The sequence below is a fragment of the Streptococcus sp. 21.1 genome, from assembly GCF_016648635.1.
In the GTDB taxonomy this organism is placed as follows: Bacteria; Bacillota; Bacilli; order Lactobacillales; family Streptococcaceae; genus Streptococcus.
Map to the genome: position 1 here is coordinate 248,336 of NZ_JACLQL010000001.1, position 24,437 is coordinate 272,772.

Genomic DNA, 24,437 nt, shown 5'->3' on the forward strand with positions numbered 1-24,437 from the left:
ATTTGTCTATTAGACAATGTAGCTAAGGGCAAACAATACGAAGAAGGTACCTTCGATAAAGGCAACACCAGTAAACATCAATGTTTGAAGTTTGCTAAACATCTCAGGTTGGCGAGCTGCAGCTTTAGCGATATTGGCAACGAGGATACCCTCACCAACAGATACACCCATAACGGCCAAACCGAGGGCTAAGATAGTTAGATTCATAGTAGAATTCTCCTTTTTAATTATTTTTACCCTGCTATTTTAGTCCTATTTTCCACGAAAGTCAATGAATTGACGGTTTTTTAGACGTTTTCACTGACTTTGCCTAACGTTTTCATTTTACTTACACAAGCGTTTACTTTTAATGAAAAACTTTCTGCTTATTTCATAAAAACAAGCCTAACCTTGTGAGATTAGACTTGTTTGGGAGATTTATGAAAAAAGAAAGATACACTGTCTGACTTAAAACCAGAACATGTGAGCGCTACCGAACGACGTTCAGTAATACTTATTAGGATGACTATAGTATAGCCTGGGTTGCTTAAAGGAAGCTGAAGGGGGGGTGATTATTTTAGAAATTTGTAAATAATTATTTGTCCTTCGCCACCCATCCAATAGCATCAGATGGAGGATTATCAACATCAATCCAGATAAACTCAATACCAATTTCTCCATTTTTGAATTTGCTGAGACGAATACCATTGATTTCTAATTCGTCTAAACGTTGGGCCGTTAGGATTTCTCGTTCAGCAAGTTGAAAGACCCCTCTCAAAATCCAATTCCCAAGAATATCCTGTTTATCTATAGACTGGATTGCTTTCCCAGATTCTTGGTTAATATAGGCATCAATAATATCTCCAGATGGTAAAAATTTCAACTTAAACGTTCGATTTTCTTTTGAAAGAGCGAGCTCCTTTGTTCCAGGTTTAAACGTCCCAATATTCTTTCCAAAAAAATCTGGTCTCTCGGCATGAAAATGGTTTGATTCTGGGATTGGAATATAAACCTCGCTCACAGGTCGGTAAACCAACTTTTCAATACTCTTGATTAAATCTTGATTATTCTTTGAATAAGCAAAATCTACTAATTTCTCACGAATAATCTTCATTTGATGTTTTTCTTCCTTAGTCTTCCAACTCTTTAATAAAATCTCCTCTAATGAATATATCGCAAAAGCCATTTCCTCTGAGGATAACTCGTTTTTAAAGCGATTCTGAAATTTTATAATACGTGGTAAACGGTCTTTCTTAGCTAACTTAGATCCGCCATTAAAGCCATTAAAACCAGAATTTTCTTCTACATTCCCATTTTTATCTGTGATTACCCAAGAAACAGTTTCTAAAATATCAGGAGCTTTCTTATCTGCTGTCAATAAATGAAGATTCTCAAAAAGATAAAAGGGGTCTTCGACATACTGTACATCCCAAGTATCGACAATAATTTCCTTATTATTAAAAGTCATATGTAGCTGACTATCTGCAGCAGTATACTTGTAATCATGATGACCGTCAGTAAACCTAAAATTCGTTGGATTTTTCAGATTGGTCGACCCTTTGATTTGTAAGTTATCCAAATCAACTGGTAAATAAGATGTCTCGCCCACATGAATTTGAGGGACGCTACCTTTTGGTGTCGGCATTAATACATGATACACAGCCTCCACATGAGTTGAATCTGACTTAAAACCCTTAATCAATGCTTTGGAAGATTCAATTCGTTGATTCCGTAAAGTTGCAATTTTTCGAGCTAATTTTTCATATCGCTCATAATTTTCCCTGTCTGCACTTTCTTTATCAGGAGAAATCTCAGCATAAAAAGTAATTTCACTTAGTAATTCATTCCAAGACTGTGAGTCTTTCTTAAACTGAGCAATCTTTTGGTCGCCTGAATTAAGACCAAATGATTTGATTCCGACGAGATATTTGTGCTTCTCATCAACGACAACCGAAGCATCATAGGAGGTATTTGCAATATCCTCTCCAACTGCTTGAAAAGCTCTTTGAAAAACAGTTTCCTGAAATTTAGAATTAACAATTGGAGCTACAAAATCTTCGGTGCTATTCTTTTCATCTGCTTCTGCTTTTTGTGAAAAGGCCTCACTCAGACTAGCAAAATTGGTAATGAGAGTCTTGTATTTTTCTTTTTGTTCTTGTTTTAAGTGTTCCCACATCAATCAATCCTCACTTCTTGCTTAAGTATATCAAAAGAAGACTAGATTTTCACTAGTCCTCTTTCTTATATAATTCGTTAAATAATGATGTAAAATGCTAAATTGCTACGATTTTCAGATAACCTAACATAATTTTAGCTGGAAAAAACGAAACGTATAGATTCATTATCTATTTATGGACAGCATATAAAATTCTTTACTTCTTTTATTACGAATCAACGATCTATACTGTTCATCAGTAATAACTTCAAGATTGCCATCATATTCTTCGTAGATTTTTTTGTATGCTTCTGCTTCATTATTTACAAAATCTTTAACATACGACTCGCCTTCAAATTGTCCATTGATCTTGATATAGATAATTGCGATATTTCCTGAACGGTTATGGTGAGATTTACCTATCCCCTTGTTTAAAGCCTTGGCAACATTTTCCGCAATGCGTTTAATTACAGGGACAACTACACTATTTCCAGCTTGTTTATATAGTTGACCATTTGAAACACCCTCAGGTAACTTAAAGGTCTTTGGATAACCTTGTACATTGAAGGTTTCCTTTGGTGTTAATTTACGAATCTCACCACTGTCTGTCAGAATCAACGGAACGTTATGTCCACCTGTTCCCATATTAGCTGTTAAAGTAGGAACAACGCCGTTTTTATTTTCACGGACATACTGACGGCGCCATTGGTAAACTGTATCCTGACTAGTCACACACTCTTTTAATTCATCATAGAATCTTTGCTTACCTTCTCGGTAATAGAATGCTTCGCCAGGTGTCGCACCAAAATCAATCACATCACTCAGAGAAGTTGTCAAATTGACTTCTTCAGGAAATTCAAAAATATCATAGGCTTCTTTAGTATCAAAGCCAACAATATAGATACGCTCACGGTTTTGTGGGATATTTCCGTAGTCTTTCCCATTGAGAACCTTCCACTTGATGAAGTAGTTGTTCTCGGTCAAGGCTTCACGAATAACCTTGAAAGTATTGCCATGATCATGCCCGACCATGTTCTTGACGTTTTCGATGAAGATAGCACGAGGTTTTCGTCCCTCAATCATGCGTAGCAATTCGAAGAAAAGATCACCACGATCATCATCAAAGCCCTTGCGATAACCCGCAATACTAAAAGCTTGACAAGGAAAGCCTCCCATAATCACATCCACACGTTCAGCTGGAATGTCCTTTGGTTGAACATAGTGAATATCACGACCATCCAAATAGGTATCTGGATGGTTCAACTGATAGGTCTCACGCGCATACTTATCAAATTCATTGGCATACACCACTCTGAACTCGTTGGTCTGTTCAAATCCCAACTCAATTCCCCCAACACCTGAGAAGAAAGCTGCAATGTTGTACTTCTCAGATTGGTTCGAACTTACAGAATTTGTCATGTAGTAACCTGCTTTCTAAAATATTGACTTTTTAGCTTAGTTTACACAAAAGTGTTTCAATTTCCTAAGCTATAATATCATAAATACTGTACATCCCCCAAAATTTATTTATATAAATTTTACTTAAATTCCGATAAATTAAAAGAACAGCCATTCCAAAATGTAAACTTTCTTCCATTTCTTTCTTCCGTTAATTCAATTAAACATTTCTTTAGATCCTTTTTGTTTATTGCGACAAAATACTTTCTATACTCTTCAAATTGATAAAAATCAGGATTGGAACAAAAAATTAAATGTCTAGCCCATTCTTCTCCTGCACATAATTGAGCCATTATATCGTTTTTTTCCCATCTAAATTTTTTTGGCTTCTCTGATTTCAACTCTATAAAAAATATTTCTTTTTTCTTTTCTCGTATCAATATATAATCGCAATCTTTAGGCATAAAATGCCTTAAAGTGTATGGTAAATCTTTTTGTTTTAAATCTTCAATATTTTTTATTAATATAACATCACTATCTCCGCTAATACGGATTGTAACTGAGTAATTCTTATTTGTCTCTGTTAATATAATTTCTCTTTCAGTATTTTGAGAAACATATCGACTATTTATATTATCCAATAGTTTCTGAGAAAGCGTCATTGTCATCCTCCATCTGTTCAATAATATCATAGTAATCATCTATTAACTTCTCTTGAATTCTATCGAAAATAGGAAGTGACTTAATTTTTTGTACGTCTTTTTTACAAAATGTTTCTTTTGTATCATCATATTCAAATAGATTAATTCTACCTGGGGCTTCTTTCAATGAGATATTAACAAATTCTCGAACTAAATTATACGAATGGGTTGAGATAATTACTTTGACACCAAATTCAATACAACGATTTAAAAAAGTTGCCATATTAGCTTGGGAACTAGGATCTAAGTTCATTTCTGGTTCATCAATGAATAAGATATCTCCATTTGATACTAAATGCTCAAAATATATGTCTAACCCATATAAAGATTTTGCAGATGATGATGCTACTTGAAAAGGAATATTTTTCCTCTTATATTTCAATCCACGTCTATCTTTTCTATAAAATTGGCGGAAGAAAATATCATCATTCACCTTTTCAAATTTACCCTTTATAATATTTTCGGAAAGAAAATTATATAAATCTAAATCAGAATTATCAAAAAAGCTATTAATATCAATCATATTTAAATAATTCAAATAATCAGAAATCGGACGAGGATATTTTGATATTCTCTTATTTGTTGAAACACCATCAAAAATAGAAGAACGAGAGGCTAGTAATTCCTTCCTAAAGACATTTAAACCATTTCTTTCAGCTGGTATATAAAGAATATTGTTAATTTTAAATAATAATCTGCGAATAGTAAAACCATTTAATATATCTTTTACGTTTTCAATATCAATTTGTGAACTATTAATTTCAGACTCAGTAAAATCAAAACTAAAATTAAGCGTCACATTCTTTTCATCACTTGAAATTTCAGATGTGACCCAAAATAAATGTTTTTGTAAAGGAAGAGGGGCATTATTTGATTTTGCTTTATCTTTAAAAAAAAGTAGTTCAATAATATCCAACAATTCTTTACTTGAAATTTTAACGGCTGTATCTTTAAAGTTGCTCGCTGAAATATTAAAATATTCAGGTAAATCATTTATATTTATATCATGTATTTTTTTAAGTACACTATTTGCCAACTTATTTTTTAATAAGGACAAATCTAAAGTTACCGTTCCATTATCAATTAATTCCTGAGCTACTTCATCTGTTATAAAATTACACTTGACATCATTTATTACGTTCAAAATAGCATATAAACTATAAGTTAGATAGGTCTTTCCGCAATTATTGGGACCAATAAAAATCATCCCATCTGATAACTCAACATTTACCTTTTTTATCGGCCCTAGATGATTAATTTCCATCTTGATTATCTCCTTTATCTCACCAACTTCTTCATCTCATCAATACGTGCTACGGTTGCGTCGTATTTAGCTTGGTAGTCAGCTTGTTTGTCGCGTTCTTTTTGGACGACTTCTGGTTTGGCATTGGCTACGAAGCGTTCGTTGCTAAGTTTCTTACCAACCATGTCGAGTTCCTTTTGCCATTTGGCTAATTCTTTTTCAAGACGAGCCAATTCTTCTTCAACATTGAGAAGGTCAGCGAGTGGCAAGTAGATTTCTGCACCTGTGATGATGCTTGACATAACCAAGTCAGGTACTTCGACATCTGCTGCAATTTCTAAGTGTTCTGGGTTTGTGAAGCGTTTGATGTAGTTGACGTTATCATTGAAGAAGGCATCGAGCTTGCTGTCGCTTGTCTTAATCAAAATAGTGATTGGCTTGCTTGGAGCTACGTTCACTTCTGCACGTGAGTTACGTACTGAGCGAATCACGTCTTTAAGAGCTTCAACGCCGGCTGCTGCTTCTTCGTTTTCAAATTCTGGACGAACCACTGGGTATTCAGCAGTCACGATCGTTCCTTCAGAGATTTGGCCATAGATTTCTTCGGTTACGAATGGCATGATTGGGTGAAGGAGACGCAAGATTTGATCCAAGGTATAAAGAAGAACAGAACGTGTGATGACTTTTTCGTCCTCGTTGTCGCTATAAAGCACTTCCTTGGTCAACTCAACATACCAGTCCGCAAACTCATCCCAGATGAAGTTGTAGAGGATGTGACCAGCCACACCGAATTCAAACTTATCAAAGTTTTCAGTGACTTTTCCGATAGTTTCGTTAAGGTTGTGGAGAATCCAATGGTCTGTGACGTTACCTGCTTGACCAGCAGCCACTTTAGCTACATTTTCACGTGCCGCATCCAAGGTCAACCCTTCATTGTTCATGAGGATATAGCGAGAGATGTTCCAAATCTTGTTAATGAAGTTCCAAGACGCATCCATTTTCTCATAAGAGAAGCGCACGTCTTGACCTGGTGCAGAACCATTTGAAAGGAACCAACGAAGGGCGTCAGCACCATATTTCTCGATGACATCCATTGGGTCAATACCGTTACCGAGTGACTTAGACATCTTACGTCCTTGCTCGTCACGGATAAGACCGTGGATAAGGACATTCTTAAATGGTTGACGTCCTGTGAATTCCAATGATTGGAAGATCATACGAGACACCCAGAAGAAGATGATATCGTAACCTGTAACCAAGGTCGATGTAGGGAAGTAACGTTTGAAATCCTCTGCTTCCACGTCAGGCCAACCCATAGTTGAGAATGGCCAGAGGGCAGAACTGAACCAAGTATCCAAGACATCTTCGTCTTGTTTCCATCCGTCGCCTTCTGGTGCTTCTTCACCAACGTACATTTCACCCTCAGCATTGTACCAAGCAGGGATTTGGTGACCCCACCAGAGCTGACGAGAGATTACCCAGTCGTGAACATTTTCCATCCATTGAAGGAAGGTATCGTTGAAACGAGGTGGGTAGAAATCAACCTTGTCGTCTGTGTCTTGGTTTGCGATGGCATTTTTCGCCAATTGATCCATCTTAACAAACCATTGTGTAGACAAACGTGGCTCAACGGGAACACCTGTACGTTCTGAGTGACCAACTGAGTGAGTCATTTTCTCAATTTCAACAAGGGCACCGATTTCTTCCAATTTCTTAACAACAGCCTTACGTGCTTCAAAGCGGTCCATACCGTTGAATTCTCCAGCCAATTCATTCATGGTACCATCATCGTTCATAACATTGACTTGTGGCAAGTTATGACGTTGACCAACCAAGAAGTCATTAGGGTCGTGGGCAGGAGTGATTTTAACCACACCAGTACCAAACTCAGGGTCTGCGTGTTCGTCCCCAACGATTGGGATTGGCTTGTTCAAGATTGGCAAGATAACATTTTTACCAATCAAGTCTTTATAACGGTCATCATTTGGGTTAACCGCTACGGCTGTATCCCCAAACATGGTTTCGGGGCGTGTTGTTGCCACTTCAAGGGCACGTGAACCGTCTTCCAACATGTAATTCATGTGGTAGAAGGCACCTTCCACATCCTTGTGAATCACCTCGATATCAGAAAGGGCTGTACGAGCTTTTGGATCCCAGTTGATGATAAATTCACCACGGTAAATCCAGCCCTTCTTGTAGAGCTCTACAAAGACCTTACGAACAGCTTTTGATAGACCTTCGTCAAGGGTGAAACGCTCACGAGAATAGTCTACAGAGAGCCCCATCTTACCCCATTGTTCCTTGATGGTCGTCGCATATTCGTCTTTCCATTCCCAGACTTTCTCAAGGAATTTTTCACGACCAAGGTCATAACGAGAGATGCCATTTTCAGCCAAACGCGCTTCTACTTTAGCCTGAGTTGCAATCCCAGCGTGGTCCATACCAGGAAGCCAAAGTGTATCAAAACCTTGCATGCGTTTTTGACGGATGATGATATCCTGTAAAGTCGTATCCCAAGCGTGACCAAGGTGAAGTTTACCGGTTACGTTTGGTGGTGGAATCACGATGGAATAAGGCTTAGCCTTTTTATCGCCTGAAGGCTTGAAAACATCTTCATCAAGCCATTTTTGGTAACGACCAGCCTCAACCTCGGCTGGATTGTATTTAGGTGAAAGTTCTTTAGACATGTGTGTGTCCTTTCTCTATTGTTTTCATTTTTTCTTGAATCTGCTTTGCAACTTCTTCTGCGGACAGATTCGTATTATCAATTTTAAGGTAGTGGTGAAGACCACTCGGTTGCTTTTGGGAATTAAGTTGATTCATTTTATCAGTCTCTAAAATCTCTCTTTCAGATACCTCAACATACCGTTTCAAGGGCTTATACTTCAACCGATTCTCCGTCCGATTTCGACGTAAGCGCTCCTCAAGAGACGTTTCTAATTCAACAAAGAGAATCTCTTGATGATACTCATTTAATAAATCTTGAATATTCTTCAAATACATCAGTTGGTATTGATTTGAAAAGTCAATTACGCCTGTTAAAATCACCGACCGATGATTCCTGGCGCTTGTTCCAAGAAAAGAAAAGTTAATTCCACGAACAAATTCCCACATTTCCTCTGTAAAATCTTGATAGATTTCGAGTGCGAAATCAATTGGTTGATGGTTGAAAAAGAGAGTCGCACCGGTGAGTTTCGAAAGTTCCTGACCAATGGTCATTTTCCCTGAGGCTGGAGCTCCAATGATAAAAACATGCATCAATCCACCTCCCACTCACTCTTCAGCAAGCCGTATCTCAAATCATCACAGCGATTTCCTTGGGCATCTTTGCGGTCTCGGATGCGAGCTTCGAGGGTGAAACCAAGTTTCTCAGCGACTCGTTGACTTTGGATATTGTAGCCAAAGCAAGTTAGCTCAATCTTGTGAAGCTCCAGTTCTTTAAAAGCTAAATCAATCAAAGCACGCGCTGCTTCTGGTACATAACCTCGGCCCCAATAGTCTGGGTGCAAGGTATAACCAATCTCAAGTACATCGTCTTCGTGGCGATTGTTGAAATCAACAGAGCCAATGACTTTATCAGTCCCTTTAACCACAATGCCGTAACCAGCTGGGAGATTATCCTTTTGATTGCGCTCTGGAAGGATATGTTCTAGGTAATAAATCTCATCTTCCAAGGTCTTGACGGGCGGAAAGCCTGCTGAGTAAGAAACTTCTGGGAGACTAGCGTAGGCATGGATATCCTCTGCATCCGCCACTGTACGGACTCGCAAAACGAGACGCTCCGTTTCGATTCGTTCGGGCAATTCAGTTCTTGTCATCCTTCTTCCTCGCTTTCTTGATGAAGATTCCCATAGGATCGACTCGGTCATCTAGATAACGATAAACGCGCTGATGACCATCCCCCATAAAGTAAGTTGGGGCAAAGCGGTCATTTATAAAATGCCCCTTGTCATCTACCAAATCAGAATCAGCAAGTCGCTCGAGAATCTTAGCAAAGATATGGCAGATGCCATCTTCCTCGATAATCCGCTCTACCTGGCAATCCAATACGACTGGGCAAGCCTCCAGGATAGGTGCTTGTGTCAAATCAGAAGGTTGAAAATCTATGCCGAGTTTAGCAATCTTCTCACGATGACTAATAAAACCAGCCTGCTCCATCTCCAGCATAAAACTTTCATCAGGAATATTCACTGTGAACTTCTGATAATGTTTAATCTGGTCTGCCGCATTTTCCTCACTACCGACCCCTATAACGAGCCAATCTCCTAGACTATAAGAAGAACTACAAGTCGTCACATTATAGCCATAGGTCTGGTCCTGGTAACCCAAGATAAAAATGGGAAAACCATAGTACAATTTACTGGTTTCAAAAGATTGCTTCATGTCACCCTCCTCTGATAGGAACGTAGACCTCGCTTTCGCTCTGTCTGCATCAATATCTCTAAATTCACCTGCGACCTTCGGTCTTGGTTCTTTAAAAGCTATAGAAAATCCCTGTCATAACCATGACAGGGACGAATGTGTATCCGCGGTACCACCCAGTTTTGAGTGGTAACCACTCACAGCTTTCTTGATTCAATTTGACCATCAGCAACCAGCTTTGACATTTGTGCGGATTTCTCAGTACCACCGCTTCCTGTGACAAATGGGCTTCAAAGCACCTCTGAATGCTCTTATTTTATCACAATTTTAAGACCAAGACAAATGAAATTGTGATGGAAATCTTATTGATTTTTGAATTTGAAAGTAGGTCCTCTGTCTTACTTTTCCTCACAATTTTCAATGGCTACTATTACCTTTCATGACAAGTTCTAACTTTGCTTGACTTTCCAAATATCTCTTACGGTAAGTTATTGCCATCGTTTTATACTCTTCGGAGGACATTTTATAAAAATCTGCTTCTTCTTTGTAAGATTCTACAAACTTTTTGTAATAATCGATATCTTTTATCGGATTCTTAATAATCTTATCTATCAACACATAAATCCCTAAAAATACACCACCAAGAATCATCCCAAGAAAATAGGGCGCCACAAGAAATGATTTAATTAACTCCATGAAGTTCACCATCACTTTCCTTCAAAATCCTTCTGAAAATGTTCTTTATGAACTTTTAATTCAAGCCCACAAACATCTTTGAGCTTTTTCCCAGCTGCAACTCGTCTTTGATGTGCTCTTATTAAAACATGTTCAGACTGTGTATGACTAATAAAATAACACAATAGCAGGTAAGTAACTATAACCCCTAACATCATAGTAATTATCCTAACCACCAAGAAAATCATCTCTCTACTCCTCTCTTAAGGAACTTGCTGAAACCATTGTAACAAAACATCGGCTAAAATTGAGACCGTTTTCACAAGAAATGGCTCATTTATCATAAGTAAAAGCATTTATTTTATTTTGAGTACATAAATGATAGTACTATAGATATTTCAAGACAGATAATCTACATTCTAGATAACTTTATTTTCCATTAGAAAAATCCCTGTCTTCCGACAAGGATTTCATCTTATTTTTCTTCCTTAGCTCTTTCTTCTTTTAGCCATTTTTCATAGCTTTCGAGTAGATTGATAGCCATTTGGGTTGCCAAGGCTAGTGAGAAGGCTTCTGTACCTTCAGTTGTTTCGTCTTGGACTTCCAATTTACTTTCTTCGTAAATGGCTTTGAGAGCCTTATTGCTAAGCGTGTCTTTAAATGCTTGGAATTCTTTCATGGTCAAAGCCTCCTTGATTCTACGGCAAGATCTACAGCTACTGTTACCGTTTTCACTTTTAGTTTACACCATTTCAGAGAAATTGCAAGAATTTTCCTTAATAATAAGGAGGGCCTTCACTCTATCTGCGACCTACTGAGCAGGAGTCGCAGCCCCTGTGAGATACTCAGTCGTATAGGCTACGATAGCTCCCGAATCAGCATTTACTGCGTATTTATAACGTAGACCGCTAGCAGCATAGTCAAAGCTGATATTGTAGACCTTACCGTCTCCTTCAGTCTTCAATTCCGTTTTCAAGTTTGTCACAGAACCTTCAGCTAGGCCAGCATGGTTAAGAGCTGTTGTTTGTGCAGTTTCTTTGGATACTGCTGTCTCTTCCTTGCTTTCACTAGGTTGAGTCTCGTCTTTAGGTTCTTCACTTTTTTGAGCGTCATCCTTATCCTTAGTTGTTGGATGGTCACTCTTATGTTTCAAAATAGATCCTGACTGACCATCAATTGTATACTCAAAATGGTTGTCTGACGTTGTGAAACTAATCTCATAACTTCCGTGAAGCCCAGAACGTGCTTTCGAAACTGTTGATTGAGAAATCTCAGAAGTTTTGACACCTGCATTTTTGTAAGCAATGTCTGCCGCATCTTGTTCTGACAAGCGATAACCTGAACCGTTAAAGATAAACAGGCCTGCAGCGATGGCAACTGGGATAGCGAGCAGAAGCAGATAGCCCGCTAGCTTTTTCATTTTTCGCATAAAATTCTCCGCTATTTTAATCTAATACTACTATTATATCTTAAAGTTCTAAAATTGTCAGATAAACTTGGCTCATTTTTAGGACAACATCATAAAAAGTTCCCGATAGCTATCAGGAACTTCTACGAAATGTTACTATTTGGCCAGTTACAAAGACTAGTATGGCCATCCAGATAAAGAGGAAGCCTTTCAACTCTCCAAAGCTGACCGTCTCACCAAAAATGAGGATGGCTACCAGAAGTTGAATCGTAGGATTAAGATACTGGATGAAACCAATAAGGTTAAGCGGTGCCCTTTTGACTGCTTCTGAGAAGCAAAGCAAGGGAACGGCCGTCACCACACCGGATATGGCTAGGAGAAACATTTCCATGCTCGAATAGGAAGAAAATGATTCTGGAGAAAAGAAAACGAGATAGATAGCTACAAAAGGTAGTAGCAAGCCACTTTCCACTAGCATGGCTACGTCACTGGAGAGCCTAACCCCCTTTTTGATTAGACCATAGAAACCAAAGCTCAGAGCTAACCCCAATGAAACGGGAAGTTTTCCTGTATTGGCAACAAGAACCAGTACTCCTATAAAGGCCAATACTACTGCTGCCCACATGCTCCTACTCAATGATTCACGAAGAAAAATGAGGGCAAACAGGATAGAAACAATAGGCATAATGTAATAGCCCAGGCTAGCCTGCGTTGCTTGACCATGACCCACAGCATAGATATAAATCAACCAGTTAGCTGCTATGAGAAAACTAGCAAGTAGCATACGAAGCAAGGCTTTCTTATCCTGCCAAAGTTCCACAAGCTCCCCTTTGAAACGTGTATTTTGCTTAGCAACTAGGGCGTAAGTCAGCATAGTCACCACTGTAAAAACAATCCGCCACGAGAAGGTGCTGTAAGCCGAAACACCTGCTAAAAGCTTCCAAAAAAGGGATAAAAATCCCCATTGAATATAGGTGGCTAGACCAAAGAGTAGCCCTTGATTTTTTCTAGTCAACCACAACACCTGCTTTATCCACAGACAGGATGAAGGTTTCACCATCTAAACCAAGACCATCGATAGCCGTTTTAAGAGCTTCAGCCTGATCATTTGGCGTCAGGGTCATAACTGTTGGGCCAGCGCCTGAAAGATAGGTCGCATAAGCACTGTATTGGCCTGACAATTCCTTAATAGTCGCAAATTCTTTAACCAATTTTTGACGGTAGCGTTCGTGGAACATATCCCCTTGAATAGCATGTCCCGCCTTAACCAAATCGCCTGCAAAGAGGGCAGCAATGGCAACATTGGCAATAGATGATGCAGCTACAGCTTCTTTGTAAGACAGGTCACTTGGAAGTACCCCACGTGAATCGGACGTCTTAAGTTCATAGCTCGGAATGAAGGCTACAAAGGCACACTCTGGAAAGTCTGTCACGATGCTATTAACATGTTCATCCACATAAGAGGCTACAACGAGATTCCCAAAAATAGCTGGGGCAACATTGTCCGGATGACCTTCAATCTTGGTTGCAATATCAAGTTTATCATCGTCTGAGAGCTGCAAGTTTGCCAATTGATTGGCTAACTCGATTCCTGCGACAATAACAGAACTTGAAGAACCTAGCCCACGCGCCAAGGGAATATCTGATGCCATCACCAATTTATGGGGTTGCAAATCAGACTTAACTTGCAAGGCAGTTGAAATGAGGAGGTTATTTTCATCTGAAGGAATATCTCCCAAATCATGTTCAATATGCCATGCATCCGCTGGTTCAAGCACCTCGACTGTCAAATATTTAGAAACGGCAACACCCACAGAGTCAAAACCTGGACCAATATTGGCAGATGTTGCTGGAACAGTAATTTTCATAATAATACACCAAAAGGAGGAAAGCCATCAGCGACTTTTCTCCTTGAATACCTTTCTTATACGCACCAGTATGGGCTTATCAATTAGTTAGACAAAACTTTCAATGTGTTGACAACAGTGAAGTCTTCTGCTGCTTCAAGTTTTTCAGTAACAGCTTTGAGTTGTGTCTTAGACATAGCATGTGTAATCACAACGATACGAGCTGTTGTGCCATTTGCTTTTTGTTGCAAGACTTGTTCAAATGAAATATCTTCTGAGTTGAAGATTTCAGACAAGTGAAGGATTTTACCTTTTTCGTCTGGCGTATCAAGGGCAAAATAGTAGTTGCTCTTAACATCTGCTGGATTAGCCAATGGCAAGTCACGACGGAACTCATTAAATGGTTTACCCACATTGCCATCTGAAAGACGACGAGCAATACGGATAATGTCTGCCAAAACAGATGTTGCTGTTGGTTTTTGACCAGCACCTGGACCGTAGTACATTGATTCGCCAATACCGATAGATTCAACAAAGACTGCATTCATGACATCGTTGACGCTAGCAAGTGGGTGATTTTTTGGCAAGAATGTTGGGGACACTTCTGCTGAGATACCTGATTCTACTTCACGCACATCACCAACCAATTTGATGACATAACCTAATTCTTGAGCAACAGCTACATCATCAGTAGAGATGTTTGTAATCCCCTTGTGAGTCACATCGTCGAAATCAATTGTGGCACCAAATCCAAATTGGCTAAGGATAACAGCTTTATAAGCAGCATCAATACCTTCAACGTCGTTAGTTGGATCACTTTCGGCATAACCAAGTTCTTGAGCAGTCTTAAGAGCGTCCTCATATGACCAACCTTCGTCAACCATCTTAGTCATCATGAAGTTAGATGTTCCGTTAAGCACACCAAGGATACGTGTCACCTTATCAGACGTCAAAGAGTTAGCCAAAGTACGCAAAATTGGAATACCACCAGCAACAGCAGCTTCATAGTAGAAAGCCACTCCCTTATCTTGGGCAAGAGAAATCAACTCTTTTCCATGAGTAGCAATCAAGTCTTTGTTAGCAGAAACAACGTTTTTACCTGCTTCAAGTGCTTTTGTGATGAAGGTACGAGCTGGCTCGATACGACCCATCAATTCAACAACGATTTGAATCTCTTCATCATTAAGGATTTCGTCAACATTTGTGACAAAATTGTAGTCGTTTCCGGCAGCAATAAGACGATTTTTTTCCTCGTCATCTTTAACCAAAACTTTGGCAATTTCGAGTTGGTCACGTGAGGCTGCAAGAACCTTTTCACCATTTTCCTTCAAGAGGAAAGGAATACCGCTAGCTACTGTACCAAAGCCAAGCAATCCAATTTTAATAGACATTTACGATTTCTCCTTAAAAACATACATTTTTTTAATTGTACCACATTTCTATCGGAATTGACAGAATATTGTTGCCATTTAAGGAGGCAAGTATTCTTTTTACTGAAAATTCTGTGCATTTCCATCCCATTTTTGTTAGAATAATAACTAGACCTATTTGAAAGGGGATACAATGACTTCTCAAAAGAAAAAAACAACTCAAGCTAACAGAAAGAAACTGAACCTTCTTCTGCTTTTCCTAAATATTGTCCTTCTTGGCTTACTAGCAGTCTTTATGCTTAACCGACCAAATCAGTCGAAAAGCAAGCAACAACAGTCTCAGACCAGTCAGTCTAAGACGACAGCTAAATGGAAAACCTATGACGATCCTGTCCAAATCCCTATCCTCATGTATCATGCGGTACACGTCATGGATCCATCTGAAGCTTCTAACGCTAACCTTATCGTTGACCCAGACCTCTTCGAAGCACAAATCAAGGCTTTGTCAAAGGCAGGTTACTATTTCCTAACGCCTGAAGAAGCCTATAAGGCCTTCACTGAAAACGCTCTACCTGCTAAGAAGGTTGTCTGGCTGACCTTTGACGATGGTAACGAAGATTTCTACACCATTGCCTATCCTATTCTCAAAAAATACAAGGCTAAAGCAACCAATAATGTGATCACTGGCTTTGTCAAGAAAGGGAACGCTGGAAATCTTACCGTCAAACAGATGAAAGAAATGATGGCTCACGGTATGAGCTTCCAGTCTCATACGGTTAACCACCCCGATTTGTCAACCACTGATAAGGCGACACAAAAGGTTGAATTAACGGATTCTATTGACTTCCTTGAAAATAAACTCAATACCAAGGTCAATACCATTGCCTACCCATCAGGTCGCTACAATCAAACGACACTTGACCTAGCTAAGAAAACTTACAAGTTAGGACTAACAACCAACGAAGGGCTAGCCAGTGCCAAGGATGGTCTTCTCTCACTTAATCGTGTCCGTATTCTGCCAACAACAACAGCTAAAGGACTTCTCAGCGAGATTGATACTGACAATGAGTAAAAGAAATCACTTGATTCAAGAATCAAGTGATTTTTATGTTCTAGTCAAATATTTCTAATAGGATAGCCACACCCTTTTCAATTTCAGCATCACTTAGGGTGATTGGTGGCAAAAGACGAATCACGTTTGTCCCTGCAGTTAAGACAATTAACCCCTTATCTCGAGCCGACTGGACCAATTCTCCTAAATTGCCAGCAGTCTCAATCCCAATCATATAGCCCAAGCCACGTACAGTGGTAACCGTCTCTTTATCAGATAAAGCTGCCTGCAATTTTGCTTGTAGCTGGTTTCCATTTTCAAGGGCAGTATCTAGAAAACCTGGGACCAACATAACTTCAAGCGTAGCTTTGGCCGCCGCCATAGCCAGTTTATTTCCTCCAAAGGTAGAGCCGTGACTTCCGTAAGAGAAGGCTTCTCCAAGAGATGACTTAGCAAGCATGGCACCAACTGGCACCCCATTTGCCAAACCTTTTGCCAGAGTAAAGATATCTGGTTCAATATCGTAGTGCTCATAAGCATAAAGCTTACCAGTACGACCAAGTCCTGTCTGAACCTCATCTACAATAAGATAAATACCCGTCTCCTTACAAAAGTCAGCCAAAGCCTTAACAAAGTCCTTATCAGCAGGTTGAACACCTGATTCCCCTTGAACCAACTCCAACATAATAGCCGCTGTTTCGTCACTAGCTAGGGCCTTGACACTATCTATGTCATTGAAAATAGCATAGCTAAAGTGGGGCACACCCTCACCAAAGCCTTGTTTGATTTTATCCTGACCAGTGGCAGACATGGATCCAAACGTTCGACCATGGAAGGAATTTTGGAAGGTAATGATTTCTTGTTTACCCGATGCCTTACGAGCGATTTTTATAGCTGCCTCATTGGCCTCTGCACCACTATTACAGAAAAAGGCTAGATAGTCCTTGTCACCAATTAAAAGTCCAGCAACATCTTCTTGCAACTGATTGTGATAAAGATTAGGCTGGTGCAAAATCTTACCCACCTGCTCTGTCAAAGCTTGATTGACAGAGGGATGATAGCCCAGGTTAGTTACCCCGATACCTGATGAAAAATCCAAGTAGGTCTTGCCAGTGGTATCAGTCAAATAATTGCCCTGTGCCGAAGCGAAATCAATCGCTGCCCGTTTATAATTTGAAAATAATTTTGTCATCGTTTACTCCTTGATTATGGTACCATCTGTCAGGTTATCACCAATAATGACCTGCTCAACACCAGATTCAACCGTCTGAACAGCACTTTGAATTTTAGGAATCATGCCCCCAGTTATCACGCCTGAATCTATTTTTTCCTGAACGTCCACAAGATTCAGATGCTCCAAAACCTGATCATTCTCTAAAACACCCTTGACATCTGTCATAAGGATAAGTTTTTTGGCACCTATACTAATTGCCACAGCTCTAGCAAGGTAATCCGCATTGATATTGAGCAAATCTCCCTGCTCACTGTAACCCAAACTAGGAATCAAGGGGATCTTACCTTGAGCAAAGAGTGCTACTAAGGTCTGATTGGCGATGTTTTTGACCTCACCCACAAAGTCATAAGTCTCTTGATCCAAAAAATCAGCATGAACAAGGTCTGGCAATTCATCAACAAGCTGATAGGCTGGCAAACCTGCAGTTGTCAGCTCACCTGCTAAGTTTTTCCCAACTATGTCAACCAAGGCTTCTTTAATCAAGGCCATATCTGACTGACTCGTCACACGAAGACCATTAACCTTATGAATTGGGATGTCATGTTCCTCCATGAGTTGGTTGATAGCAAAACCACCCCCATGGACGATAACAATTTTCTGACCAGCCTGCTGCCATTCTGACAGTTTAGCCAATATCTCGGGAGTTAGCTGCTTACTGGCTACTCCACCAATCTTAATTACAATATATTCAGTAGTCATCAGTTAACTCCTTTTCCTTAGATAGTCTAAGTGTGATAGAGGGCATTAATCTTAACGTAATCGTAAGAAAGATCACAACCCCAAGCGGTTCCTTTTTCATGTCCAGCATGAAGATCTACCGTAATGGTCACTTCATCCTCATGCATGATGTCTTTCATTTCCTCATCATCAAAGCTCACAGGACTAGAGGCTAGCATGACTGGCAGACCGCCAAGCATAATATCAACATTGTCCACAGGAACGTCCACACCGGCATAGCCAACAGCAGCTAGAATACGCCCCCAGTTAGGATCTTCACCAAAAATGGCTGTTTTGACCAGGCTTGAACCGACAACAGATTTTGCCATCATACGAGCATCAAGGGCATTAGGGGCATTAACCACATCAACTTGGATGAGTTTATTGGCACCTTCACCGTCCTTGGCAATTTTCTTAGCCAATTCTTGCATTACGAAATTAAGCATTTTTGAAAACTTATCAAATTCTGGTGTACCTGGCAGAATCTCTTCATTGAGCGTGCAACCATTGGACATGACAAGAACCATATCATTAGTTGATGTATCCCCATCAACTGTAATCTGATTAAAGGTCTTTTCCACATTTTGGCTCAAGGCTAATTGAAGGGTGTCACTAGAAATATTAGCATCACAAGTAATAAACCCAAGCATGGTTGCCATATTCGGGTGAATCATGCCTGAACCCTTAGCGACACCAGCCATAGTGACAACATCACGACCAAAAGTCTCCGTCACAGCAATAGTCTTAGTTGCTGTATCTGTCGTCAAAATTGCCTTAGCAAAATCATCAGCATTCCCATTAACCACCAACTTGGAAAGGCCATTTTTCAAGGTATCCATTGGTAGCAACTCACCGATAACCCCTGTAGAAGCCACACCAACCAAATCTGGTTCAACACCTAACTTTTCAGCGGTCCACTCCTGCATGGTGTAAGCATCCTCCAATCCTTGAGTCCCTGTACAAGAATTGGCTACACCTGAGTTAACAACGATGGCCTTCATTTTCCCAGCCTTTTTAACTGAGGTCTTGGTCACAATAAGAGGAGCTGCAATCACCTTATTGGTCGTATAAACTCCTGCGACACTGGCTGGTTTTTCAGAGACAATCCAACCAAAATCCATTTTTCTCTTTTTAAATCCTGCATGTAGCCCATCTGCTGAGAATCCCAACGGACTGGCAATTGTTCCTTCAATGACTTTCATATTTTTTCTCCTAACTCTATGCTTACATCTACAAGTATGACGGTGTCAGAAGCAAACCTTCCGTCTCATCCCACCCCTGCATGAGGTTAAGATTTTGCACTGCCTGTCCAGCAGCACCCTTGATCAAATTATCAATGACCGAAATAACTGTCAGAACATTGGTTTTCTCATTATAGGCAAAGCCAATATCTGTAAAATTCGATCCAATAACGTTGTGTAGTTCTGGCAAACTGTCTTGCACACGTACAAAGGGTTTATCGCTATAAGCCTTTGTGAACGCTGAAGCCACATCAACTACAGTCACGTCCTTCTTCAACTTACAATAAACCGTAGCCATGATTCCACGATTAACGGGTAAAAGAGACGTTGAAAACTGAATCTCAGGCATTTCCGGATTAAAGACCTGCAAGGTTTGAACAATCTCAGGAATATGCTGATGATGATTGAGTTTATAAGTCACGTAATTATCGTGAACATTGACAAAATGACTAGACTCACTCAAAGCCTTACCTGCACCAGTTAAACCAGACTTAGCATCCACAATGACACTCTCCGTCTCAATCAAACTAACTGCCACCAAAGGAATCAAGGCTAACTCTGTCGCTGTCGCATAGCATCCAGGATTGGCAATAAATTTCTTATCCTTCACATCTGCATATTCTGACAATGCGTATGTAAATTTATTCAAAACACTCTGCTTAGCAGGTGATTTTTTATACCATTCTTGATAAACATCTGCTGGCAAGCGATGATCGCCAGACAAATCAATAATAGGAAAATCAGCCAGAACAAATTCCTCTGCTAGCGAACTAGCGACTCCTGAAGGTGTGGCAAAGAAAACCAAATCCGCCTTTTGCATAATCTTTTCCGCATTGTAAGCTTCAATTTCTAAGTCACAAACACCTGTCAGATAGGGATACACATCAGACAATCGTCGGCCCACTTCTTTGGTTGCGTGAATAGAAACAAGTTCCACTTTTTTATGATTATTCAAAATTTTAACTAACTCTAAACCACTATAACCAGTGATACCAACGATTGAAATTTTCATTTATGCACTCCTTTTGAATAAATATGTAACTAGTTTATTGTATTTTTATTCATTTGTCAAGGGAGAATTGAAATTAACATGAAAAAAACAAGCAGTCTTTTTCAACTACTTGTTTCATGATTGTTATCTAGTTATTAAATAATTGCAAGTTAGCAATACGATCGACTGCTTCGACCAGACGTTCTGGCTCTACCAAAAGCCCGATACGAACATAAGCATCTCCTGCAGGACCAAATCCTTTACCTGGTGCCACAGCAACATGGGTTTTCTCAAGCAAAAGATCCGCAAAACTCTCACTAGTGTAACCCTCTGGTACAGGCATCCAAGCATAGAAAGAACCTTTGGATGGAAAGGCCTTCCAGCCAATCTTAGCAGCTGCCTGGACAAAAGCATCTCGACGGCTATCATAAGTCACATTCAGTTGAGCAACAGCCTCCTCAGATTTAGGACCTAAGAGGGCTGCAATCCCAGCCTCCTGCAAGGCAGGAAAGATTCCTACAAAAAGATGGTCTTGAATCAGATTTAAGGCTTCAATCATTTGGTCATTCCCAGCAGCAAAGGCCAAACGCCAACCAGCCATATTGAAGGTTTTCGAGAAAGTATAGAACTCAATGCCCACATCTTTAGCACCAGGTGTTGATAAGAAGCTAGGATTCTCATAGCCTCGATAGCCCAAAGCTCCGTAAGCTAAATCACTCACCACACCAACTTCGTAGGTCTTAGCCCAGGCAACCAACTTTTCATAAAAGGCCTTAGTCGCCACAGCCCCCGTAGGATTATTCGGATAATTGATATAGATAAACTTAGCGCGCCGAGCTGTCTCTTCAGGAATGGCATCCAAATCTGGTAAGAAATCATTTTCAGCCGTCAAAGGAAAGGTCTTATAGGCTACACGTCCTAGACTCACTCCTGATAAATAATCAGGATATCCTGGGTCAGGTAGGAGCAGGAGGTCACCTGGATTCATCAAAGCTAGGGGCAATTCCACAAGCCCAATTTTAGCCCCACCCATGACACAAATCTCACGCTCCGCATCCAAATCGACCCCATAATGTTTCTTGTAAAAACTAGCAGCAGCTTCCTTAAAAGGACGATTGCCTCGAAACTGTGAATACTTATGGCTAGCAGGATTTTTCGCTGAGGTACAAAGCGCCTCAACAATATGGTCATAGGTCGGTTGGTCAGGATTGCCCTGACCAAGATTGATAACATCTGCTCCTTCCGCCACCTTGGCATTAACTTTAGCAACCAAACCTGCAAAAAACTGTTCTGGCAATGCCTTCAATAAGTCAGATTCTTCAAATAACATAAACACTCCTTAATGATACAAGTCCGTGCGACGATCCTCAAAAACAGGAATCTGACCTCGAACCTTATCTACCTCTTCAAGATTAATATCAGCTGTAAAAACTCCCTCCTCATTCTCCTTGGTTTGTAAGACCACATTTCCAAGTGGATCTATAACCATAGAATGTCCTGAAAAGATATCGTTCGGTCCTGCTCCAACACGATTGACAGCAACTACAAAAGCTTGATTTTCAACCGCACGCGCCTTTAACAAAATCTCCCATTGCTGCACTCGAGGTTCCGGCCACTGCGCTACCACAAAAAGCACCTTGGCCCCTTGTGCCATCTGTGTTCGCACCCATTCAGGAAAACGGATATCATAACAAATGACACTGGCAGCTATCACACCATCAAGCTCAAAAACAGACTCATTCGACCCAGCAGACATGTACTGGTCCTCTGCCATAAGGCCAAAGAGATGGACCTTGCTATAGGTATTGATTAAGTCCCCAGACTTATTGTAGACATAGGTCGTGTTGTAAAATTTACCATCTTTCTCAATAGCAACGGACCCTCCAATAATAGCTACAGCATGTTTCCTAGCAAAATGAGACAAGAGTTCTTGAGAGTCCAATCCATCCTTATCCGCAAGCCCATCAAGTTCATTTAAAACATAGCCTGTATTCCACATTTCAGGAAGCACAATAACATCGGGATTAGCAACAAGTGCTTTTTCCAGCATCTCTATGACGTGTTTTTTATTTTCCACAGGATATCCGTGAACGACATCCATCTGTACCAACGCAATTTTCATAATAACCTCGATTCTATATTAACCATTATAGCACTCCAAAAGACGTCACAAAAATTGAAAAATTCAATCTCATGATAAAGAAAGGCTATCAAAAAAGGCTGGACATAATGTCCAACCTAATCATTATTACACTAAGCAATATCAACGTAACGACGAACACCGCTCACTGTCATGTATGAAAGCCATGTGTGACCATCCGCTGTCAAAACCTTATCGTAGTTAACGCTCATACCTTTATCATAGTAAGCCAACTCTGGGCTTGAAACCTTGGCTTCTGCCTTGATTGACGCACGACCTGTAAAGGTATAACGGCCTGATTCTGGGAGACTTGGTTTATCCGCTGGCTTAGCAACTGGTTTAACTTCTGGCTTAGCTGCTGCAATATCAACATAACGACGAGCACCACTTGTTGTCACGTATGAAAGCCATTGACGACCATCGGCTGTCAAAACCTTGTCGTAGTTAACGCTCATACCCTTATCATAGTAGGCCAACTCTGGGCTTGAAACCTTAGCTTCTGCCTTAATTGACGCACGACCTGTGAAGGTATAAGTGCCTGATTCTGGCAGACTTGGTTGGTCCGCTGGTTTAGCAACCGGTTTAACTTCTGGTTGACTTGCTGGCTTAGACTCTGCCTTGGCTGCTGCAATGTCAACGTAACGACGAGCACCACTTGTTGTCATGTATGAAAGCCATTGACGGCCATCGGCTGTGAGAACCTTATCGTAGTTAACGCTCATACCCTTATCATAGTAGGCCAATTCTGGGCTTGAAACTTTAGCTTCTGCCTTGATTGACGCACGACTTGTGAAGGTATAAGTGCCTGACTCTGGGAGACTTGGTTGGTCCGCTGGTTTAGCAACCGGTTTAACTTCTGCAGCTTTAACTGTTGCAATATCAACGTAACGACGGGCACCGCTTGCTGTCATGTATGAAAGCCATTGATGACCATCGGCTGTCAAAACTTTGTCATAGTTAACACTCATGCCCTTGTCATAGTAGGCCAACTCTGGGCTTGAAACCTTAGCTTCTGCCTTGATTGACGCACGACCTGTGAAGGTATAAGTTCCTGTCGCTGGAAGGTTGATGGCACCTGTAGTGGCTGGTTTGCTTTCAGCAGGTTTGCTGCTAGTAGCATAATCGCCACCTTCGATACCAAAGTACTCTTCCAAACTCAATCCTGAATCGTGGATGTCTTTAGCTTCTTTACCCACATAGCGGATATGCCATGCTTCTGGCATGTAGCCGGTTGAAGCTTCTTTACCTGTTTGGAAACGCACAATAAAGCCATAGTTATGTGCATTGTCTTTAAGCCATTGACTAGCTCGTGAATCTTCAAGCAAGTTACCAGATTTATCAGTCAAATCAAAGACCAAACCAGTTTGGTGCTCGCTATATCCAGGACGAGCTGAGTAACGATCTGCAGCTGCCTGACCATCACGGCTAACATAATTGTCGTAAAGAGTCTTTTGATAGTCATAAGAACGGAAACCACTGTATGAACGTCCGACATTCAAACCTTGGTTAATCATATCATCACGAAGGCGAACAAAGGCTGCCTTAGCTGTAGGATTTTCACCTGGATTGTAGTCCTTAGAAAGACCATGCTTCTTATTGACAATGATAATATCATCGTATTTACCACGAACACTGTAGTAAGAACCGTTATTGGTCAATTTCCCTGTTACATGGGATTCATTAGATTGAGGCACTGTGGCTGTAGTTTCGGTAATATAAGTTCGTTTACCATCTAACATATAGTAAAGATGCACAGAATAGGTACCAGCATCACCCTTATGGCTTGCTTTATCTACATGAACCTTGTAGCTTCCATCTGATTGTTTATCGGCATGATACCAAGTAAGATCATCTTGACCATTCTTATCTGACCAGATTGGAACACGGACTTCTTTAACTTCTTTGCCACCACCTGAAACATTAGT

24 protein-coding genes are annotated in these 24,437 nt (G+C 40.3%); 1 reads left to right on the top strand and 23 read right to left on the bottom strand.

Annotated elements, in window-relative coordinates; all coding sequences use genetic code 11:
• Window positions 1-9: 9 nt before the first annotated feature.
• The 16 genes from H7U01_RS01250 to H7U01_RS01325 form a co-directional block, all read right to left on the bottom strand.
• Window positions 10-207, bottom strand: coding sequence for a F0F1 ATP synthase subunit C (locus H7U01_RS01250; RefSeq protein WP_002890193.1), 198 nt, complete (start codon window positions 205-207; stop codon window positions 10-12).
• A 367-nt stretch (window positions 208-574) separates the two neighbouring features.
• Window positions 575-2,155 (bottom strand): hypothetical protein, encoded by a 1,581-nt coding sequence (locus H7U01_RS01255; protein WP_201040953.1) that lies wholly within the window; start codon window positions 2,153-2,155, stop codon window positions 575-577.
• Window positions 2,156-2,320: 165 nt separating this feature from the next.
• The gene (locus tag H7U01_RS01260; protein WP_201040955.1) at window positions 2,321-3,553 is read right to left on the bottom strand and encodes a DNA cytosine methyltransferase; all 1,233 of its coding nucleotides are present in this window, start codon (window positions 3,551-3,553) and stop codon (window positions 2,321-2,323) included.
• 119 nt (window positions 3,554-3,672) lie between these two features.
• The gene (locus tag H7U01_RS01265) at window positions 3,673-4,194 is read right to left on the bottom strand and encodes a hypothetical protein (RefSeq protein ID WP_201040957.1); all 522 of its coding nucleotides are present in this window, start codon (window positions 4,192-4,194) and stop codon (window positions 3,673-3,675) included.
• Window positions 4,166-5,497 (bottom strand): AAA family ATPase, encoded by a 1,332-nt coding sequence (locus H7U01_RS01270; RefSeq protein WP_201040959.1) that lies wholly within the window; start codon window positions 5,495-5,497, stop codon window positions 4,166-4,168. Before H7U01_RS01270 ends, H7U01_RS01265 begins: the two co-directional genes overlap by 29 nt.
• 14 nt (window positions 5,498-5,511) lie before the next feature.
• Window positions 5,512-8,163 (bottom strand): valine--tRNA ligase, encoded by a 2,652-nt coding sequence (locus H7U01_RS01275; RefSeq protein ID WP_201040967.1) that lies wholly within the window; start codon window positions 8,161-8,163, stop codon window positions 5,512-5,514.
• Window positions 8,156-8,734 (bottom strand): AAA family ATPase, encoded by a 579-nt coding sequence (locus H7U01_RS01280; RefSeq protein ID WP_104020713.1) that lies wholly within the window; start codon window positions 8,732-8,734, stop codon window positions 8,156-8,158. The genes H7U01_RS01275 and H7U01_RS01280 overlap by 8 nt, the downstream gene beginning before the upstream one ends.
• Window positions 8,734-9,294 carry a GNAT family N-acetyltransferase gene (locus tag H7U01_RS01285; protein ID WP_201040969.1) on the bottom strand — a complete coding sequence of 187 codons (561 nt, stop codon included), beginning with the start codon at window positions 9,292-9,294 and terminating at the stop codon, window positions 8,734-8,736. The genes H7U01_RS01280 and H7U01_RS01285 overlap by 1 nt, the downstream gene beginning before the upstream one ends.
• Window positions 9,281-9,859 (bottom strand): flavin reductase family protein, encoded by a 579-nt coding sequence (locus H7U01_RS01290; protein WP_201040971.1) that lies wholly within the window; start codon window positions 9,857-9,859, stop codon window positions 9,281-9,283. The genes H7U01_RS01285 and H7U01_RS01290 overlap by 14 nt, the downstream gene beginning before the upstream one ends.
• Window positions 9,860-10,255: 396 nt before the next feature.
• Window positions 10,256-10,534 (bottom strand): hypothetical protein, encoded by a 279-nt coding sequence (locus H7U01_RS01295; RefSeq protein ID WP_141760026.1) that lies wholly within the window; start codon window positions 10,532-10,534, stop codon window positions 10,256-10,258.
• Window positions 10,535-10,545: 11 nt separating this feature from the next.
• Window positions 10,546-10,761: a hypothetical protein gene (locus H7U01_RS01300; protein WP_037612505.1), complete on the bottom strand. Its 216-nt coding sequence runs from the start codon at window positions 10,759-10,761 to the stop codon at window positions 10,546-10,548.
• A gap of 227 nt (window positions 10,762-10,988) precedes the next feature.
• A complete protein-coding gene (locus tag H7U01_RS01305; RefSeq protein WP_002886082.1) occupies window positions 10,989-11,192 on the bottom strand; it encodes a hypothetical protein in 204 nt (67 codons plus the stop codon).
• Between the two features lie 132 nt (window positions 11,193-11,324).
• On the bottom strand, window positions 11,325-11,942 hold the full coding sequence (locus H7U01_RS01310; RefSeq protein WP_195414158.1) for a PepSY domain-containing protein: 618 nt from the start codon (window positions 11,940-11,942) through the stop codon (window positions 11,325-11,327).
• A 112-nt stretch (window positions 11,943-12,054) separates the two neighbouring features.
• Complete coding sequence (rarD, locus tag H7U01_RS01315) at window positions 12,055-12,936, bottom strand: EamA family transporter RarD (RefSeq protein ID WP_195414159.1); 882 nt, start codon at window positions 12,934-12,936, stop codon at window positions 12,055-12,057.
• The gene (gene thrB / locus H7U01_RS01320; RefSeq protein WP_195414160.1) at window positions 12,929-13,789 is read right to left on the bottom strand and encodes a homoserine kinase; all 861 of its coding nucleotides are present in this window, start codon (window positions 13,787-13,789) and stop codon (window positions 12,929-12,931) included. The genes rarD and thrB overlap by 8 nt, the downstream gene beginning before the upstream one ends.
• Before the next feature lie 83 nt (window positions 13,790-13,872).
• The gene (locus tag H7U01_RS01325; RefSeq protein WP_002890168.1) at window positions 13,873-15,159 is read right to left on the bottom strand and encodes a homoserine dehydrogenase; all 1,287 of its coding nucleotides are present in this window, start codon (window positions 15,157-15,159) and stop codon (window positions 13,873-13,875) included.
• 172 nt (window positions 15,160-15,331) lie between these two features.
• Between H7U01_RS01325 and H7U01_RS01330 the strand changes: the two genes are divergently transcribed.
• A complete protein-coding gene (locus H7U01_RS01330) occupies window positions 15,332-16,210 on the top strand; it encodes a polysaccharide deacetylase family protein (protein ID WP_201040973.1) in 879 nt (292 codons plus the stop codon).
• 40 nt (window positions 16,211-16,250) lie between these two features.
• Here the strand turns inward: H7U01_RS01330 and H7U01_RS01335 are convergent, their stop codons facing one another.
• From H7U01_RS01335 to ldcB, 7 genes are all read right to left on the bottom strand, one after another.
• Entirely contained in the window at window positions 16,251-17,381 is a 1,131-nt protein-coding gene (locus tag H7U01_RS01335) for an acetylornithine transaminase (RefSeq protein WP_201040975.1), read from the bottom strand.
• A 3-nt stretch (window positions 17,382-17,384) separates the two neighbouring features.
• Complete coding sequence (gene argB, locus H7U01_RS01340) at window positions 17,385-18,122, bottom strand: acetylglutamate kinase (RefSeq protein WP_201040977.1); 738 nt, start codon at window positions 18,120-18,122, stop codon at window positions 17,385-17,387.
• A gap of 26 nt (window positions 18,123-18,148) precedes the next feature.
• Complete coding sequence (gene argJ / locus H7U01_RS01345; RefSeq protein ID WP_201040979.1) at window positions 18,149-19,342, bottom strand: bifunctional glutamate N-acetyltransferase/amino-acid acetyltransferase ArgJ; 1,194 nt, start codon at window positions 19,340-19,342, stop codon at window positions 18,149-18,151.
• Between the two features lie 28 nt (window positions 19,343-19,370).
• Window positions 19,371-20,393 (bottom strand): N-acetyl-gamma-glutamyl-phosphate reductase, encoded by a 1,023-nt coding sequence (gene argC / locus H7U01_RS01350; protein WP_201040981.1) that lies wholly within the window; start codon window positions 20,391-20,393, stop codon window positions 19,371-19,373.
• 127 nt (window positions 20,394-20,520) lie between these two features.
• Window positions 20,521-21,702 carry a pyridoxal phosphate-dependent aminotransferase gene (locus H7U01_RS01355; protein WP_175057091.1) on the bottom strand — a complete coding sequence of 394 codons (1,182 nt, stop codon included), beginning with the start codon at window positions 21,700-21,702 and terminating at the stop codon, window positions 20,521-20,523.
• 9 nt (window positions 21,703-21,711) lie between these two features.
• Window positions 21,712-22,494, bottom strand: a complete 783-nt coding sequence (locus tag H7U01_RS01360; RefSeq protein ID WP_175057090.1) for a carbon-nitrogen family hydrolase — start codon at window positions 22,492-22,494, stop codon at window positions 21,712-21,714.
• A gap of 131 nt (window positions 22,495-22,625) precedes the next feature.
• The coding region (gene ldcB, locus H7U01_RS09960; RefSeq protein WP_260318060.1) for an LD-carboxypeptidase LdcB/DacB at window positions 22,626-24,437 on the bottom strand (1,812 nt) is incomplete at its 5' end.

Coding starts and splice junctions, on each gene's coding strand:
- H7U01_RS01250 (WP_002890193.1), bottom strand. CDS start 207: ATGAATCTAACTATCTTAGCCCTCGGTTTGGCCGTTATGGGTGTATCT.
- H7U01_RS01255 (WP_201040953.1), bottom strand. CDS start 2,155: ATGTGGGAACACTTAAAACAAGAACAAAAAGAAAAATACAAGACTCTC.
- H7U01_RS01260 (WP_201040955.1), bottom strand. CDS start 3,553: ATGACAAATTCTGTAAGTTCGAACCAATCTGAGAAGTACAACATTGCA.
- H7U01_RS01265 (WP_201040957.1), bottom strand. CDS start 4,194: ATGACGCTTTCTCAGAAACTATTGGATAATATAAATAGTCGATATGTT.
- H7U01_RS01270 (WP_201040959.1), bottom strand. CDS start 5,497: ATGGAAATTAATCATCTAGGGCCGATAAAAAAGGTAAATGTTGAGTTA.
- H7U01_RS01275 (WP_201040967.1), bottom strand. CDS start 8,163: ATGTCTAAAGAACTTTCACCTAAATACAATCCAGCCGAGGTTGAGGCT.
- H7U01_RS01280 (WP_104020713.1), bottom strand. CDS start 8,734: ATGCATGTTTTTATCATTGGAGCTCCAGCCTCAGGGAAAATGACCATT.
- H7U01_RS01285 (WP_201040969.1), bottom strand. CDS start 9,294: ATGACAAGAACTGAATTGCCCGAACGAATCGAAACGGAGCGTCTCGTT.
- H7U01_RS01290 (WP_201040971.1), bottom strand. CDS start 9,859: ATGAAGCAATCTTTTGAAACCAGTAAATTGTACTATGGTTTTCCCATT.
- H7U01_RS01295 (WP_141760026.1), bottom strand. CDS start 10,534: ATGGAGTTAATTAAATCATTTCTTGTGGCGCCCTATTTTCTTGGGATG.
- H7U01_RS01300 (WP_037612505.1), bottom strand. CDS start 10,761: ATGATTTTCTTGGTGGTTAGGATAATTACTATGATGTTAGGGGTTATA.
- H7U01_RS01305 (WP_002886082.1), bottom strand. CDS start 11,192: ATGAAAGAATTCCAAGCATTTAAAGACACGCTTAGCAATAAGGCTCTC.
- H7U01_RS01310 (WP_195414158.1), bottom strand. CDS start 11,942: ATGCGAAAAATGAAAAAGCTAGCGGGCTATCTGCTTCTGCTCGCTATC.
- thrB (WP_195414160.1), bottom strand. CDS start 13,789: ATGAAAATTACTGTTCCAGCAACATCTGCCAATATTGGTCCAGGTTTT.
- H7U01_RS01325 (WP_002890168.1), bottom strand. CDS start 15,159: ATGTCTATTAAAATTGGATTGCTTGGCTTTGGTACAGTAGCTAGCGGT.
- H7U01_RS01330 (WP_201040973.1), top strand. CDS start 15,332: ATGACTTCTCAAAAGAAAAAAACAACTCAAGCTAACAGAAAGAAACTG.
- H7U01_RS01335 (WP_201040975.1), bottom strand. CDS start 17,381: ATGACAAAATTATTTTCAAATTATAAACGGGCAGCGATTGATTTCGCT.
- argB (WP_201040977.1), bottom strand. CDS start 18,122: ATGACTACTGAATATATTGTAATTAAGATTGGTGGAGTAGCCAGTAAG.
- argJ (WP_201040979.1), bottom strand. CDS start 19,342: ATGAAAGTCATTGAAGGAACAATTGCCAGTCCGTTGGGATTCTCAGCA.
- argC (WP_201040981.1), bottom strand. CDS start 20,393: ATGAAAATTTCAATCGTTGGTATCACTGGTTATAGTGGTTTAGAGTTA.
- H7U01_RS01355 (WP_175057091.1), bottom strand. CDS start 21,702: ATGTTATTTGAAGAATCTGACTTATTGAAGGCATTGCCAGAACAGTTT.
- H7U01_RS01360 (WP_175057090.1), bottom strand. CDS start 22,494: ATGAAAATTGCGTTGGTACAGATGGATGTCGTTCACGGATATCCTGTG.